The sequence below is a fragment of the Pseudomonas sp. Pseusp9 genome, from assembly GCF_059491265.1.
This window is the reverse complement of sequence record NZ_CP168500.1, coordinates 440,259-455,035: the sequence shown is the minus strand read 5'-3', so window position 1 is coordinate 455,035 and position 14,777 is coordinate 440,259. Positions and strand designations below refer to the sequence as shown.

13 protein-coding genes and 1 riboswitch are annotated in these 14,777 nt (G+C 61.6%); of the genes, 6 read left to right on the top strand and 7 right to left on the bottom strand.

All coding sequences use genetic code 11. The annotated features are described in order from the left end of the window. Positions 1 to 31: 31 nt before the first annotated feature. Together ACEN8E_RS01930 and ACEN8E_RS01925 are read right to left on the bottom strand one after the other, a co-directional pair. A complete protein-coding gene (locus ACEN8E_RS01930) occupies positions 32 to 484 on the bottom strand; it encodes a DUF1249 domain-containing protein (RefSeq protein WP_007977461.1) in 453 nt (150 codons plus the stop codon). Continuing rightward, positions 475 to 1,092, bottom strand: a complete 618-nt coding sequence (locus tag ACEN8E_RS01925) for an NUDIX domain-containing protein (protein ID WP_495591220.1) — start codon at positions 1,090 to 1,092, stop codon at positions 475 to 477. The genes ACEN8E_RS01930 and ACEN8E_RS01925 overlap by 10 nt, the downstream gene beginning before the upstream one ends. 226 nt (positions 1,093 to 1,318) lie before the next feature. On the opposite strand from ACEN8E_RS01925, the gene ACEN8E_RS01920 reads away from it, so the two are divergent. Continuing rightward, on the top strand, positions 1,319 to 2,065 hold the full coding sequence (locus tag ACEN8E_RS01920) for an RsiV family protein (protein WP_495591219.1): 747 nt from the start codon (positions 1,319 to 1,321) through the stop codon (positions 2,063 to 2,065). On the opposite strand, the gene cytX is transcribed toward ACEN8E_RS01920, so the two are convergent. Together cytX and thiC are read right to left on the bottom strand one after the other, a co-directional pair. Further along, on the bottom strand, positions 2,034 to 3,326 hold the full coding sequence (gene cytX, locus ACEN8E_RS01915) for a putative hydroxymethylpyrimidine transporter CytX (protein WP_495591218.1): 1,293 nt from the start codon (positions 3,324 to 3,326) through the stop codon (positions 2,034 to 2,036). The two genes, ACEN8E_RS01920 and cytX, sit on opposite strands and share 32 nt — an antisense overlap. A gap of 150 nt (positions 3,327 to 3,476) precedes the next feature. After that, entirely contained in the window at positions 3,477 to 5,366 is a 1,890-nt protein-coding gene (gene thiC / locus ACEN8E_RS01910; protein WP_008063536.1) for a phosphomethylpyrimidine synthase ThiC, read from the bottom strand. 164 nt (positions 5,367 to 5,530) lie between these two features. Beyond that, positions 5,531 to 5,636, bottom strand: a riboswitch (TPP riboswitch). A gap of 205 nt (positions 5,637 to 5,841) precedes the next feature. On the opposite strand from thiC, the gene ACEN8E_RS01905 reads away from it, so the two are divergent. Further along, positions 5,842 to 7,281, top strand: coding sequence for a TolC family outer membrane protein (locus ACEN8E_RS01905; protein ID WP_429366361.1), 1,440 nt, complete (start codon positions 5,842 to 5,844; stop codon positions 7,279 to 7,281). A gap of 83 nt (positions 7,282 to 7,364) precedes the next feature. Here ACEN8E_RS01905 and waaA read toward each other — a convergent pair whose 3' ends face one another. Both waaA and ACEN8E_RS01895 read right to left on the bottom strand, forming a co-directional pair. After that, on the bottom strand, positions 7,365 to 8,642 hold the full coding sequence (waaA, locus tag ACEN8E_RS01900; RefSeq protein ID WP_495591217.1) for a lipid IV(A) 3-deoxy-D-manno-octulosonic acid transferase: 1,278 nt from the start codon (positions 8,640 to 8,642) through the stop codon (positions 7,365 to 7,367). 11 nt (positions 8,643 to 8,653) lie between these two features. Further along, entirely contained in the window at positions 8,654 to 9,556 is a 903-nt protein-coding gene (locus ACEN8E_RS01895) for a LysR family transcriptional regulator (protein ID WP_495591216.1), read from the bottom strand. Positions 9,557 to 9,659: 103 nt separating this feature from the next. Between ACEN8E_RS01895 and ACEN8E_RS01890 the strand changes: the two genes are divergently transcribed. From ACEN8E_RS01890 to ACEN8E_RS01875, 4 genes are all read left to right on the top strand, one after another. Further along, entirely contained in the window at positions 9,660 to 9,992 is a 333-nt protein-coding gene (locus ACEN8E_RS01890; protein ID WP_007977444.1) for a DMT family transporter, read from the top strand. Positions 9,993 to 10,166: 174 nt separating this feature from the next. Next, complete coding sequence (locus tag ACEN8E_RS01885) at positions 10,167 to 11,342, top strand: NAD(P)/FAD-dependent oxidoreductase (RefSeq protein WP_495591215.1); 1,176 nt, start codon at positions 10,167 to 10,169, stop codon at positions 11,340 to 11,342. After that, positions 11,339 to 12,151, top strand: a complete 813-nt coding sequence (locus ACEN8E_RS01880) for an aldo/keto reductase (RefSeq protein ID WP_495591214.1) — start codon at positions 11,339 to 11,341, stop codon at positions 12,149 to 12,151. The genes ACEN8E_RS01885 and ACEN8E_RS01880 overlap by 4 nt, the downstream gene beginning before the upstream one ends. 32 nt (positions 12,152 to 12,183) lie before the next feature. Continuing rightward, positions 12,184 to 13,152 (top strand): metal ABC transporter ATPase, encoded by a 969-nt coding sequence (locus ACEN8E_RS01875; RefSeq protein ID WP_495591213.1) that lies wholly within the window; start codon positions 12,184 to 12,186, stop codon positions 13,150 to 13,152. A 109-nt stretch (positions 13,153 to 13,261) separates the two neighbouring features. Here the strand turns inward: ACEN8E_RS01875 and hldE are convergent, their stop codons facing one another. Next, entirely contained in the window at positions 13,262 to 14,686 is a 1,425-nt protein-coding gene (hldE, locus tag ACEN8E_RS01870) for a bifunctional D-glycero-beta-D-manno-heptose-7-phosphate kinase/D-glycero-beta-D-manno-heptose 1-phosphate adenylyltransferase HldE (protein ID WP_495591212.1), read from the bottom strand. Between the last annotated feature and the right edge of the window lie 91 nt (positions 14,687 to 14,777).

The following is a 14,777-nucleotide window of genomic DNA, read 5'->3' as shown; positions in this document are numbered from 1 at the left end:
ACCTGACGCAGTTCACAACTGCGTTGCTCGCTCAACGGACAACTTCGTACTCATGCCCCAGCGCCAGGCAATGGCTCAGCCATTCGCCCAGAAACATGTTCAGTTGGGCTTTTTCATCCGGCTGGTGCATCGAGGCGTTCGGGTAAGGATAGATGCCGCGAAAGCGTCGCGCATGTTCGGCGCTGACCACTTCGGCCATGCGCGCGTCGTGATAGACCTGCACTTCCAGTTGCGGCACCGGCAGCCACGGCAGGCTATGCTCCTGGCGCACTTGCAGGGTCGTGGTGTAAGGACAGGTCAGCAACACTTCCAGCGCCAGCACACCCAGCATCTGGTCGCCATGGGTCACGGCGATGCGCCGCGCGGCAGGCTCGCTGCGCATGTCCGGCAGCAGTCGCATCAGGCGCGCGTAGTTCGCCTCGCAGGACGCTTGCAGCCCCACCAGGTCCACCCGATAGCGATCGCGCAGCTTGTTTACGACCATAACCCCCTCACTTCAACGCGGTTCAAAGCCAGCCATTGCAAGGCAATGATGCTCGCCGCGTTGGCAATACGTCCGTCGCGCACGGCTTGCAGGGCATCTTCCAAAGCCCAGACCGTAACGCGGATGTCTTCTGCCTCTTCTTCCAGCCCATGTAGGCCGCCCACCCCGGTAGCGTCACAGCGCCCCAGGTACAAATGCACGAATTCGTTGCTGCCGCCCGGCGATGGAAAGTATTTGAGCATTGGCCAGAGCGCCCCGATCACAAGCCCAGCTTCCTCCTGCGCTTCGCGGTGAGCAACTGCTTCCGGCACTTCATCCTTGTCGATCAGACCAGCGACCAGTTCGATCAGCCAGGGGTTGTCGGTCTTGCCCATGGCACCGACGCGAAACTGCTCGATCAGCACCACTTCATCGCGCTGCGGGTCGTAAGGCAGCATGCATACCGCGTCATGACGAACGAACACTTCACGATTGATTTCGCGACTCATGCCCCCGGCGAACAATTCGTGACGCAAGTGCACGCGTTCGAGTTTGTAAAAGCCCTCGTAGCACTTTTCGCGCCGCACGATATCCACGGCGGTCGGAATGGCGTTGGCAAAATCCGTCATGACAATCCTCTTTTACTGCAAATCCTGATCGAGGCTGCTTTTTTTCCTGGGCCTCGACTTCGCGCCATCCTAACGCGCCCGTGACATTTGATGCAGCCCCTTTCCCGTCAGCGGGATGGACGGTGAGGGCGAAACCCACTCTAATTAGCTTAGTGGCGAACTGATTGCTTTGTTGAGAGTCGAAGCCGGTATCTTTTTGCCTTCCCCTGTTTCAGAAAGGACGCACATGTCGCTTTTCAAAATTGCCTCCGTGGCCGCTATCGCCCTGACCCTGGGCGCTTGCGCGAGTCTGTTCCAGCCCAACTACCGCACGCCGCTGGAAACCACCCGCGACGCCTCCGAGCAACTCAAGCCCGGTTGCAGCAACCCGGATTGCCCACTGGTCAACATCGACACCCTGCACTTCCCCGCCGAGCCTGCACTGGACGGCATCATCGAAAAGCGCCTGCTGCAGATGGTCCGCACCTCGCCCGACGCGCCGGTCGCCCCGACCCTGGCGGCCTATCGAGAAGAGTTTTTGCGCACCGCCGGTCCGCGCAACAGCAGCTATCTGCAAGCGAAGGTACGTGAGCAGCATGACGGCTTGGTGATCGTCGAATTATCCAGCTACCTGGACACCGGCGGTGCCCATGGCACGCCTGGTCGGGGCTTTATCAACTATTCGCGCCAGCAGCATAAAGTGCTGACGCTGTCGGACATGCTGGTGCCAGGGCAGGAAGATGCGTTCTGGAAAGCGGCGCAGGTGGCGCACAACAGCTGGTTGATCAGCACCAAGCTCGATCAGGAACCGGAGTTCGTGAAGAGCTGGCCGTTCCAGAAAACCCGGAACGTGGCGCTGACCTACGGCGCGGTGATCCTCAAGTACGAAACCAGCAGCATTGCGCCTTACGCGCTGGGCCATGTCGAACTGAAGATCCCCTACCCTCGCCTGAACGGCATCATCAAGCCCGAGCTGTTTCCCGGCCGTAACTGAAGGCCCGGCCCAGCACCAGCTGCAGCAGCCCTGCCAGGACCAGCGCCGGCAGGGTGGCGCCGACATCCGGGTACAGGTTGGCCAGCAGATGATAGGTGCTGATCCCGCCCAGCCAGGCGAGCAGTGCCGGCCAGCGCAGTGCAGTCGAGGCGACCTGGCCACCGCGCTTGCGCAGGATGAAGTGATCCACCAGCACCACGCCGAACAATGGCGCAAACACCGAACCGATCAGCAGCAGGAAGTTCTGGTACTGGGCCAGCGGCGCCAGCAGGGCAATCAGCGTGCAGACAACGCCGATAGCCAGGGCCAGATGCTCGACTTTGGCACGCAACAGAATCCCGCTGGACACCGCCGCCGAGTGAATATCGGCAAAAGCGTTTTCCGATTCATCCAGAAGAATCAGCAGCAGCGGAATCCCCAGGCCGGCACCGGCCAGCGCCAGCAGCAAGGCATTGACTTCACCGCTCGGCGCGAACGCCAGGGTGTAAGCCACGCCCAGGCTCATCAACCAGAAATTGCCGATGAAGAAACCGATGGCGGTGCCACCGAAGACGCTTTTCGCCCGCTTGCCGAAGCGTGAATAGTCGGCAATCAGCGGCAACCACGACAGCGGCATGGCAATGGCGATGTCGAATCCCACGGCAAACGGCATCGAGCCGTCACCGGCCTGGGCCCACAACGCGGCGAGGTCGGCCTTGGCGAACAGGTTCCAGGTCAGCCAGGTGCATGCGGCCAGCAGTAGCCAGATACCCCATTTGCGCAGGATCTGCCGGACGAAAGTCAGCGGACCGCTGACCGCCAGCAAGGTTGCCAGTGCGCCGAAGAACAGAGTCCACAACAGCGGATTGGACAGCAGACTGCCTTCGCTGAACGCCTTGGCGCCCAACAGGCTGGCGGCATCGCGCATGACGATGATTTCGAACGAACCCCAACCGATCAATTGCAGCAGGTTCAGCATCGCCGGCAGGCTCGCGCCTTTGGTACCAAGGCTGAGCTTGAGTGCGGCCATCGACGACAGGCCGGTGTCGCTGCCGATCACGCCAACTGCGGCCAGCAGCAAGACGCCAACCAGTGTGCCGAGGAAAATCGCCAGCAACGATCCGGACAGGCCCAGGCCTGGTGCGAGCAAGGCACCGGTCTGCAGGACCATAAGGCCGATGCCGAGAGAGAACCACAGGGAAAACAGATCACGGCCGCCGAAGACACGCTTGTCGGTCGGCACCGCGATGTCAGGTGAATAAGTACTCGGTTGAATGCTCAAGGGGGTTATCTCAGAGGGACATTTGTTGTTTTTTGATTGCCTTCGCGAGCAGGCTCGCTCCCACATTGGTTTGCGTCATTCACAAATCCCCTGTGGGAGCGAGCCTGCTCGCGAAGACGGCGGTGCAGGCACCGCCGAACTCACGTCAGATCAAACTTTCTGGTACAGCTGACTACCTTCCTGCTTGAAGCGCTCGGCCTGTTCGGCCATGCCCTGGGCGACGTCCACGTCGACCGCTTCGATCCGTTGGTTGGCCGCATACTCGCGGACTTCCTGGGTGATTTTCATCGAGCAGAACTTCGGCCCGCACATCGAGCAGAAATGCGCGACCTTGGCCGAATCCTTCGGCAGGGTTTCATCGTGATACGAACGGGCGGTGTCCGGATCGAGGCCCAGGTTGAACTGGTCTTCCCAACGGAATTCGAAGCGTGCCTTGCTCAAGGCATTGTCGCGGATCTGTGCACCCGGATGCCCCTTCGCCAGATCGGCGGCATGCGCGGCGATCTTGTAGGTGATGATCCCGGTCTTCACGTCATCCTTGTTCGGCAGGCCCAGGTGCTCCTTCGGCGTCACGTAGCAGAGCATGGCGCAGCCGAACCAGCCGATCATCGCCGCACCGATGCCGGAGGTGATGTGGTCGTAGCCCGGCGCGATGTCGGTGGTCAGTGGGCCGAGGGTGTAGAACGGCGCCTCGTCGCAGCACTCGAGCTGCTTGTCCATGTTCTCTTTGATCAACTGCATCGGCACGTGGCCCGGGCCTTCGATCATGCACTGCACGTCATGCTTCCAGGCAATCTTGGTCAGCTCACCTAAGGTTTCCAGTTCGCCGAACTGCGCCTCGTCGTTGGCGTCGGCGATCGAGCCCGGACGCAGGCCATCGCCCAGCGAGAAGCTGACGTCGTAGGCCTTCATGATTTCGCAGATGTCTTCGAAATGGGTGTAGAGGAAGTTCTCCTTGTGATGTGCCAGGCACCACTTGGCCATGATCGAACCACCACGGGAGACGATGCCGGTGACGCGCTTGGCGGTCATCGGTACGTAGCGCAACAGCACGCCGGCGTGGATGGTGAAATAGTCGACGCCCTGTTCGGCCTGCTCGATCAGCGTGTCGCGGAACAGCTCCCAGGTCAGGTCTTCGGCCACGCCGCCGACTTTTTCCAGGGCCTGGTAGATCGGCACGGTACCGATCGGCACCGGCGAGTTGCGGATGATCCACTCGCGGGTTTCGTGAATGTGCTTGCCGGTGGACAGGTCCATGACCGTGTCCGAACCCCAGCGAATGCCCCAGGTCAGTTTCGCCACTTCTTCCTCGATGGACGAACCCAGGGCGCTGTTGCCGATGTTGCCGTTGATCTTCACCAGGAAGTTACGGCCGATGATCATCGGTTCCAGTTCGGTGTGGTTGATGTTGGCCGGAATGATCGCACGGCCGCGGGCGATTTCGTCACGGACAAATTCAGGGGTGATGATTTTCGGCACGCTGGCGCCGAAGCTGTGGCCGGCGTGTTGCTGGTCCAGCAAGCCGGCGGCGCGGGCCACTTCCAGCTTCATGTTTTCGCGGATGGCGACGTATTCCATCTCGGCGGTGATGATGCCTTTGCGCGCGTAGTGCATCTGGCTGACGTTGGCCCCCGGCTTGGCGCGGCGCGGGTTGTTGACGTGAGCGAAGCGCAGCTTGGTCAGCTCCGGATCGGCAAGGCGCTCCTGGCCGAAATTCGAGCTCAGGCCACTCAGGCGCTCGGTATCGCCACGGGATTCGATCCACGGCGAACGCACGTCGGCCAAGCCTTTGCGCACATCGATGATGACATTGGGGTCGGTGTACGGGCCCGAGGTGTCGTACACCACCACCGGCGCGTTGACCTCGCCACCGAAGTCGGTCGGCGTCACGTCCAGGCTGATTTCGCGCATCGGCACGAGGATGTCCGGGCGAGTACCCTGAACATAAATTTTTTGCGAGCGGGTAAACGGCTGAACCGATTGTTGATCGACCTTGGCCGAGTCACTCAGGTTGGTGGCGATTTTTGCTTTTGTGGTCATCACGGGCTCTCCAGACAGCATCCAGGCAGTGGATTTTTGTCGGAGCGAACCTGTAAACGAATGGACGCACGGGCGCTGGGAAAACCAGCTGTGCTGTGCTCAGTGCTCGAGGGGTGTTCGATTGTCGAACAACATCCCGGACGAAGCACAAGAGGACTCGCCGGGTGACGAGAAATCTTGTTCCCTACGCAGGCGCTAACCTGATCAGGTTCAACGGGATCCGAAATTATTCGATCTCAGCCTCATAGCAAGGCACCCCGACAAGAACCCGGCCAGTCTAGACACAACTGGCAAAGAACGCCAACCCCACTGCAAACACCGTGATGAATGGCGTAATTACACGCAGTATCAGGATTGTTGCCGCCTGAATGCACAACTACACTCGCTACGCTGAGTCGCGCATTGACGCTGTCAACGCAGCGCCTTAGCCTTGGCGCTCAAATTACCTGTGTAATATCAATTCTAGGGAACGTCTATGCTGCGCAAACTCTCACTGGCCCTTGCCGTGTCTTGTGCGTCCAATGGAATGGCCTGGGCAGCAGATGCGCCCTTATCGAACAAGACGGACCTGGTCAGCGTTTATCAGGAAGCGGTCAATAACAACGCCGACCTGGCGGCTGCGATCGCCCAATACGGCGCACAGAAGGAAGTCGTACCCCAGGCCCGTGCCGGGCTGCTGCCGAACCTCTCGGGCGGCGCGAACATTTCCGAGGTGCGTACGTCGCTCGATCAGCCGTCCGCCACGACCAACCGCGATGCTCACTCGTACCAGGCCACCCTGGCGCAACCCTTGTTCCGCGCCGATCGCTGGTTCCAGTTCCAGGCCGCCAAGGAAGTCAACGAACAGGCCGCCCTGCAGCTCTCGGCGACCGAGCAGAACCTGATCCTGCAAACCGCCCAAAGCTATTTCAACGTGCTGCGCAGCCAGGACAACCTGGCCTCGACCAAGGCCGAAGAAGCGGCATTCAAACGCCAGCTCGACCAGTCCAACGAGCGTTTCGATGTCGGCCTTTCGGACAAGACCGACGTATTGAACTCGCAAGCCAGCTACGACACCGCACGCGCCAACCGCATCGTTGCCCAGCGCCAGGTGGACGACGCCTTTGAAGCCTTGATCACCCTGACCAACCGCCAGTACAACTCGATCTGGGGCATCAGCCATAACTTGCCGATCCTGCCGCCAGTACCGAACGACGCCAAGGCCTGGGTCGAAACGGCGGGCAGGCAGAACCTCAATCTGTTGGCCAGCAACTATGCCGTCAGCGCCGCCGAGCAAACCCTCAAGCAGCGCAAGTCCGGGCACTTGCCAACGGTTGACGCGATCGCCAAGTACGAGAAAGGCGACAACGACGCGCTGGGCTTCAGCAACCCGAACAACCAGCCAATACCCTACGGTGGCGACGTCTCGCAAACGACCGTTGGCCTGCAACTGAACATCCCGATCTACAGCGGTGGCCTGATCAACTCCCAGGTGCGTCAATCGTATGCGCAACTGGACCAGACCGAGCAACAGCGCGAGTCCCTGCGCCGGCAGATCGTGGAAAACACCCGCGACCTGCACCGTGCGGTGAACACCGATGTCGAGCAGGTACAGGCGCGCAAGCAATCGATCATCTCCAACCAGAGCGCGGTGGAAGCGACCGAAGTCGGCTATCAGGTGGGTACGCGAAACATCGTCGACGTACTGGATGCACAGCGCCAGCTGTACACCTCGGTACGCGACTACAACAATACCCGCTACGACTACATCCTCGACAACCTGCGCCTGAAGCAACAGGCCGGTACGCTGAATCCCGGGGATCTGCAAACCCTGGCACGCTGGCTAAATCCCAACTACAACCCGGACAAGGACTTCCTGCCACCGGATCTGGCCAAGGCTGCAGCCGAGCAGTTGAAAGCGAAACCGGTGCAGTAACAGCAAAAGCTTCGCGAGCAAGCCCGCTACCACAATCGAAACATGGTGGGAGCGAGCCTGCTCGCGAATGGATACAGCGCGGTCTAGCGCTCGATCAACCGCCCCAACCCGTCCAGCAACCGCTGCAGCGCCCCCTGATTGGTGCGCATCACCTTCAACCCGGCATCAGCCATGCGCTGCGCATCACGCGGCAGTTCGAACAGCCTTTGCACCGCCACCGCCAGCCCTTCGGCATCCTCCACTTCCTGCAACGCCCCGGCACTGCGCAACTGCGTGGCGATTTCGAGGAAGTTGAAAAGATGCGGCCCGCTCAGCACCGGCTTGGCGAGGGCCGCCGGCTCCAGCAGGTTATGCCCGCCATTGGGCACCAGGCTGCCGCCGACGAATGCACTGTCAGCCAGGGCGTAGAGAAACAGCAGCTCGCCCATGGTGTCGCCCAGCAACACTGAAGTCTGCGCATTGACCGCATCGCCGCTGGAACGCCGGACCGTGGCAAAACCTTGTTGCTGGCACAACCCGTACACCGAATTGAAACGCTCCGGATGACGCGGCACCAGAATCAGCAAGGCATCGGGGTGATTGGCCAACAACTGACGATGGGCCGCCAGCACCACCTCGTCTTCGCCGTCATGGGTACTGGCCGCAATCCACACCGGTCGTTCCAGCGCCTGCCATTGCCCGCGCAATTGGCTGGCGCGCTCAAGCAGTTGCGGGTCGATGGTCAGGTCGAACTTGATCGAACCGGTCACTTCGACGGTTTGCGCCCGCGCGCCCAGGTCGCGAAAGCGTTGGGCTTCGGCTTCGGTCTGCACCGCGAACAGGCTCATCTCGGCCAGCATCGGCTGGGTCAGCTTGCGGAACCGGCCGTAGCCCCTGGCCGAACGCTCGGACAGCCGCGCGTTGGCCAACGCCACGGGAATCCCGCGTTTGGCACATTGATGGATATGGTTGGGCCACAATTCGGTTTCCATGATCACCGCCAGTTTCGGCTGGACCCGATCGAGCAAGCGCCGGGCGGCGCAAGGCAGGTCGTAAGGCAGATAGCAGTGCTGGATGCGCGGCTCATTGGCGAACAGGGCCTGGATCCGCTCCGAACCGGTCGGCGTCATGCAGGTCACGGTAATCGGCAGATCCGGATAACGCGCCAGCAAGGCGCGGATCATCGGTGCGGCAGCAATGCTTTCGCCCACCGACACGGCGTGCACCCAGATGCCGCCCGGTTTCATCGCTGGCATCCCAAAGGAGAAGCGCTCGCCGATGCGTCTGGCATACGCCGGCGCCTTGCGCGCACGCAGCCAAAGCCGAATCGCTACCAATGGCAGCCCCAGATAAAACAGCGCGGTGTAAAGAGTTCTATTCATGGCGGCGGAGTTTATCGGCTTTTTTCGCCAATCGCCTGCAAGTGCACGGCAAAACGTTCGGCGAGCCAGCGCGCGGCCGGACCGAGCGGTTCATCCCGGCGCCATACCAGTTCCACCACCAGGGCTGGCGGGGTCCATTCGCTGACCAGTTCGACCATCTGATTCTGGTAAGTCGGGTACTGCACCACGTGGCGTGGCAACCAGGCCCAGCCGAGGCCGCGTACCAGCCATTCGGCCATCACATAGAAACTGTCGGCGCGCCAGACTTGCGGGCTGGCGGGATCACTGCCGGGATAAATGCTCGACTCCGTGGACATCAGCAACTGCCGGTGCTGCGCCAGTTGCTGGCCGTCCACTGAGCCTTTACACGCCAACGGATGATCCTTGCCGCACACCGTGACCATTTCCACACTGCCCAGTACCCGCCGCTCGAGCGCCTCGGGAATCTGATCGTGAAAGAACAGCAGCCCCAGATCGGCGCGCCGCTCCACCAGCTTACGCGCGACATCACCCTGGGCAGCGCTGGTCAATTGCACTTCAAGGCTGGGGAATTTTTGCGCCAGGGCCTCGAAGCTTTCAATGATCGGCTGATAAGGCATCGCTTCATCCTGCGCTACACGCAGTCGTGCCTCCTGCCCGCGCATCATCGCCAATGCCCGGCCATTGAGTCGTTCGCACTGGCGCAATACTTCCCGCGCTTCGTCCAGCAACGCCGCGCCGGCTTCGGTGAGTTTCGGCTGACGGCCGCTGCTGCGGTCGAACAGGCTGACGCCCAGGTCTTCTTCCAGCAACGCAATCGAACTGCTGACCGCCGACTGCGCCTTGCGCTGGTCCCGCGCTACGGCAGAAAACGAACGCTGCTCCGCTACGCTGACAAACAACCGCAGCTGCTCCAGATTCCATTGCATGCTCATGGCTCAACCCATCTTCCACACAGATAGGTAATGACTTTACCGCATCTGACAACTCACTAGAATGCCGACCTCAGAGAGCAACACTTCACACGAGGATTGACCCATGACCGCTTACTACTACCTGGCCATAGCCATCTGCGCCGAAGTGATTGCCACTGTTTCGATGAAAGCCGTCAAAGGCCTCAGCACCCCGCTACCCCTGGTGCTGGTCATCCTCGGCTATGGGATTGCCTTCTGGATGTTGACCCTGGTGGTGCGCAGCGTTCCGGTGGGTGTGGCGTATGCCGTGTGGGCCGGCATGGGAATCGTGATGGTCAGCGTCGCTGCGCTGTTTATCTACGGGCAGAAGCTGGACGTGCCGGCGATGCTGGGGATGGCGTTGATCGTGCTGGGCGTCGTGGTCATCCAGCTCTTCTCCAAAACTGCAGGGCATTAAGTCCGCAACACCCTTCATTGTGGGAGCGAGCCTGCTCGCGAAAGCGGAGTGTCAGCAACATTGATTTCAACTGACACGCCCCCTTCGCGAGCAGGCTCGCTCCCACAGGTGCAGCAGCCCTCCAATCTTTGAGTCTGTATACTGCGCCCTCGTCTTGAACACAGAGGTCGCCGCATGCCATCCGTTATTTCCACCGACGTTCTGATTGTCGGCGCTGGTGTCGCCGGCCTCTGGCTGAATGCGCGTCTGCGCCGCCAGGGTTTTTCGACCGTGCTGGTGGAAAGCGCCAGCCTCGGCGGCGGGCAGAGTGTGAAGTCCCAGGGCATCATCCACGGCGGGGCCAAATACGCGCTGCACGGCGCCCTGACCGGGGCTTCGGAAGCCATCGCCGACATGCCACGCCGTTGGCGTGAAGCCCTGGCGGGCAATGGTGAGCTGGATCTGTCCGGCGTGCGTCTGTTGTCCGAGGCCCATTACCTCTGGTCCCCCGGCACCCTCGCCGGCAACCTCACCAGTTTCTTTGCCAGCAAAGCTGTGCGCGGTCGCGTCGATCAGGTCAAGGGCGAGCAATTGCCGCCAGCCCTGCAAGACAAGCGCTTCAAGGGCAAGGTCTATCGCCTGGCGGAACTGGTGATCGATGTGCCGAGCCTGATCCAGCGCCTGGCCGATCTGGCGGGAGATGGCTTGCTCGCCGGGCAGAACATCGAGCCGTTGCTGGAAGGTGGCGTTCTGGTCGGCCTGAAAGTGGATGAGCGCGAAATCCGCGCCCAACGCATCGTCCTGAGCGCCGGTGCCGGGACGGCGGCATTGCTAGAAGCGCTGGGCCTGAGCCGGCCCGCCATGCAGCGCCGCCCGTTGCACATGATCATCGCCAAGGGCCCTGGCCTCAAACCGCTGTACGCCCACTGCCTGGGTGGCGGCACCAAGCCGCGTATTACCGTGACCACGCACCCGGCGGCAGATGGCCAATGGGTCTGGTACATGGGCGGCGATATCGCGGAATCCGATGGTGTGGCCCGAGAGCCCGCCGAGCAAATCGCCACCGCACAGAAAGAACTCGGCCAATTGCTGCCTTGGATCGACCTGAGCACGGTGCAATGGGCGACATTGCGCGTGGACCGCGCCGAACCGCTGCAATCAGGCCTGACGCGCCCCGACAACGCCTTTGTTGCCGAGGAGGGCCGGCTGCTGGTGGGCTGGCCAACCAAACTCGCCCTGGCGCCGGACTTCGCCGACCGGGTCATCGCCAGCCTGACCCGCGACGGTATCCAGCCAAGCCACCCGGCAGCGCTGCCTGAACTGCCGAAGCCGCCGATGTGCGTACCTGCCTGGGAGCAATTGCTGCCGTGAGCCAACCGACCCTGCACGACTTGCATCGCCCGTTGGGCAGCACCGGCCTGCTGGTTTCACCTCTGGGCCTGGGCACGGTGAAACTGGGCCGCGACCAGGGAGTGAAGTACCCCAACGGCTTCCGGATTCCCGATGACGATGAAGCGCGCATGTTGCTCAAGCTCGCCCGCGACCTTGGCATCAACCTGATCGACACCGCCCCGGCCTATGGTCGCAGCGAAGAACGTCTCGGCCCGCTGCTGCGCGGCCAGCGTCAGGATTGGGTGATTGTCAGCAAGGTGGGCGAAGAGTTCGCCGACGGCCAGTCCCGTCACGATTTCAGCGCCGCACACACGAGAATGTCGGTGGAACGCAGCCTGCAACGCCTGGAAACGGACTTCATCGATCTGGTGCTGGTGCACTCCGATGGTAACGACCTGGCGATCCTCAATAACGGCGAAGTCTACGAGACCCTCGCCGAGCTCAAGGCCGAAGGCAAGATTCGCGGTTTCGGGTTTTCCGGCAAAACCGTCGACGGCGGCCTCAAGGCGCTGGAGCAAGGCGACTGCGCGATGGTCACCTACAATCTGAACGAACAAAACGAGAAGCCCGTCATTGACTATGCTGCTGCACACGGCAAAGCCATTCTGGTCAAGAAAGCCCTCGCCAGTGGTCATGTATGCCTGAGTCCGGGCGTGGATCCGGTGCGCGCCAGCTTCGAGCTGTTGTTTGAACATCCGGGTGTTGCCAGCGCTATTGTCGGAACCATCAATCCGCTGCACCTCGCCCACAATGTCGCGACCGTTGCCCAGGTCCTACGTAGCCACTGATGCCGCCCACGCGGCCTTAAGCAGGAGCCGACATGCCGCGCACGCTCATAAGAAAGAACCCGAGCAACTTCAAGACCCTGCCGTTATTCGTCGAAGCGACTCCCGAAGGCCTGGCTTATCAGAGCGTCGGCAGGCCGCTGAATTTCTCCCAGACCCTGCAACGTCGTCGGCCGGTGACGGTCGGCGACAGCGAGCGGTTTGCCCTGGAGCTGGCCAATCTCGGGGTTTCGGTACGCCTGACCCTGCATTGGCAGAATCGTGACTATTGGGTGCTGGTACGCCAGCGTCGGCAGGACCGTGGCGATGTGGTGCTCAAGCTGATTTCCGGATACGTGCCGGCCCATGAACTGAACCTGCCCTTGCACACAGCAATCCAGGAGATTGCCGAAGAGTGCCTGCTGGAAACCCCCGAAGGCTGGCTCGGCGGGCGGTTCAATGACACCTGGCTGCCGGCGCCTTACTCGGCCGCCCTGCATTACCGTGAAGCCCTGCCGTTTCGCCTGTCGCCACTGTCCGGCTCGGCACGGCCGGTACGTTGCGCCAATCTGATGCTGATGGAGCGTCCACGGGCTTACGTGCATTTGCCAACGGCGTCACTGCAACTGATTTACGACTTGCGCCTGGACGTTCCCAAGGAAGCCAAATCCCTGAGCCTGTTCCATGTCGATGAAAGACTGGAAGGCGATCAACTCGTCGCCCGCCTCGACCGCAAACGCCCCGATCTGTACTTGATGCCCTTGCAGGATGGCCACCCGATGGCCGAGCTCTATACCTTGAAAAAGGATCAGCTGTACCCGGCCAGCACGCGAGGCCTGTACCTGGCCGAGAGTTTTGCCCGACAGGAAGGCTGGCTGGTGCGCGATGAACGAATTCGCTGGAAGGACTGGGTGAGGCAGCAAGGTTTGACCCCACCGGGGAAGGATTCGGGGTTGGCGCGGCTGCGCGGAAGGGCCAAATTGCTGCTGAAAAAGATCGTGCCGCGTAAAAAAGCCAGTTCCTGAAGGTGCACACATAACCCTGTAGGAGCGAGCTTGCTCGCGATGGAGTGTCAGTCGACGCCCATGCAACTGACACACCTTCGCGAGCAAGCTCGCTCCTACAAAGGCTGCGTTATTCGGACTTGCGGATCTTCTCGACAATCGCGGTGGTCGAGCTGTTTTCCACCAGCCCCAGCACTTTCACAGTACCGCCGTAGGCCTTCACGATGTCCGCGCCGACTACCTGGTCGATCCCGTAGTCACCGCCCTTGACCAGCACGTCCGGCTTGACCGCGCTCAACAGGTTTTCCGGCGTGCCTTCCGGGAAGCTGATCACCCAGTCCACCGCGCCCAGACCGGCCAGCACCGCCATGCGTCGGTCGACGCTGTTGATCGGACGACCCGGTCCTTTCAGGCGGCTGACCGATGCATCGTCGTTGATCGCAACGATCAGGCGATCGCCCTGGGCCCGCGCCTGTTCCAGATAGGTCACGTGGCCGGCGTGGAGGATGTCGAAGCAACCGTTGGTGAACACGATCCGCTCGTTGTGCGCGCGGGCATCATCGACCGCCAGCAACAGTTGCTCAAGCCCCAGCACACCGCGCTCGGAACCCTCCGCGCGCTGAATCGCACGACGCAGCTCCGGCGCACTGATGGCCGCCGTACCGAGCTTGCCGACCACGATACCGGCCGCCAGGTTGGCCAGGGCCACCGCGTGGGGCAGCTCTTCACCCGCGGCAATCGCAGCCGCCAGGGTGGAAATCACCGTGTCGCCGGCACCGGTCACGTCGAACACTTCTCGGGCTCGGGCCGGCAAGTGCAGCGCCGGATGATCCGGACGCAGCAAGGTCATGCCGTGCTCGCCACGGGTCACCAGCAAGGCACCGAGGTCCAGGTCGTGCATCAGCTGCGCGCCCTTGTTGACCAGTTCGTGCTCATCGACACAACCACCGACGATGGTTTCGAATTCGCTGAGATTCGGCGTGATCAGGCTCGCACCACGGTAGATCGAGAAGTCCTTGCCCTTGGGATCGGCCAGCACCGGAATACCCCGGGCACGGGCGGCCTGGATCAACGCCTGATGGTTTTTCAGCGCGCCTTTGCCGTAGTCGGACAACACCAGCACCTTGATGCCTTCGAGCAACTCATCGACCTGCGCCGCCAGCGCCAGTGCGTCGGTGGCGAAGGGCTCTTCGAAGTCGATACGCAGCAACTGCTGGTGACGACTCATGACCCGCAGCTTGACGATGGTCGGCTGATGCGCAATGCGCTGGAAAATGGCCCGCACACCGGCGCCCTTGAGGCTGTTGACCAGGCTGTTGGCGGCTTCATCGTCGCCCGTTACACCGACCAGCGAGGCCGGAGCCCCCAGGGCGGCAATGTTCAAGGCAACGTTGGCAGCGCCGCCCGGACGGTCCTCGATGTGATCGACCTTGACCACCGGCACCGGCGCCTCAGGGGAAATCCGTGAGGTACCACCATGCCAGTAACGGTCGAGCATGACATCGCCAACCACCAAGACAGGGGCTTGATCGAATCGCGGCATGGACAACTTCATGGTGCAACCCACATACAGAATGAACAGGGGCGCGATATTAACACAGGGTTGGTGTCGGCTTGTGCGGTGGCTGCAACCGGATGATTCGCCG

What these genes read in the sequence shown, in the direction of transcription:
- ACEN8E_RS01930 (WP_007977461.1), bottom strand. Translation starts at nt 484, where the DNA reads ATGGTCGTAAACAAGCTGCGCGATCGCTATCGGGTGGACCTGGTGGGG.
- ACEN8E_RS01925 (WP_495591220.1), bottom strand. Translation starts at nt 1,092, where the DNA reads ATGACGGATTTTGCCAACGCCATTCCGACCGCCGTGGATATCGTGCGG.
- ACEN8E_RS01920 (WP_495591219.1), top strand. Translation starts at nt 1,319, where the DNA reads ATGTCGCTTTTCAAAATTGCCTCCGTGGCCGCTATCGCCCTGACCCTG.
- thiC (WP_008063536.1), bottom strand. Translation starts at nt 5,366, where the DNA reads ATGACCACAAAAGCAAAAATCGCCACCAACCTGAGTGACTCGGCCAAG.
- ACEN8E_RS01905 (WP_429366361.1), top strand. Translation starts at nt 5,842, where the DNA reads ATGCTGCGCAAACTCTCACTGGCCCTTGCCGTGTCTTGTGCGTCCAAT.
- waaA (WP_495591217.1), bottom strand. Translation starts at nt 8,642, where the DNA reads ATGAATAGAACTCTTTACACCGCGCTGTTTTATCTGGGGCTGCCATTG.
- ACEN8E_RS01895 (WP_495591216.1), bottom strand. Translation starts at nt 9,556, where the DNA reads ATGAGCATGCAATGGAATCTGGAGCAGCTGCGGTTGTTTGTCAGCGTA.
- ACEN8E_RS01890 (WP_007977444.1), top strand. Translation starts at nt 9,660, where the DNA reads ATGACCGCTTACTACTACCTGGCCATAGCCATCTGCGCCGAAGTGATT.
- ACEN8E_RS01885 (WP_495591215.1), top strand. Translation starts at nt 10,167, where the DNA reads ATGCCATCCGTTATTTCCACCGACGTTCTGATTGTCGGCGCTGGTGTC.
- ACEN8E_RS01875 (WP_495591213.1), top strand. Translation starts at nt 12,184, where the DNA reads ATGCCGCGCACGCTCATAAGAAAGAACCCGAGCAACTTCAAGACCCTG.
- hldE (WP_495591212.1), bottom strand. Translation starts at nt 14,686, where the DNA reads ATGAAGTTGTCCATGCCGCGATTCGATCAAGCCCCTGTCTTGGTGGTT.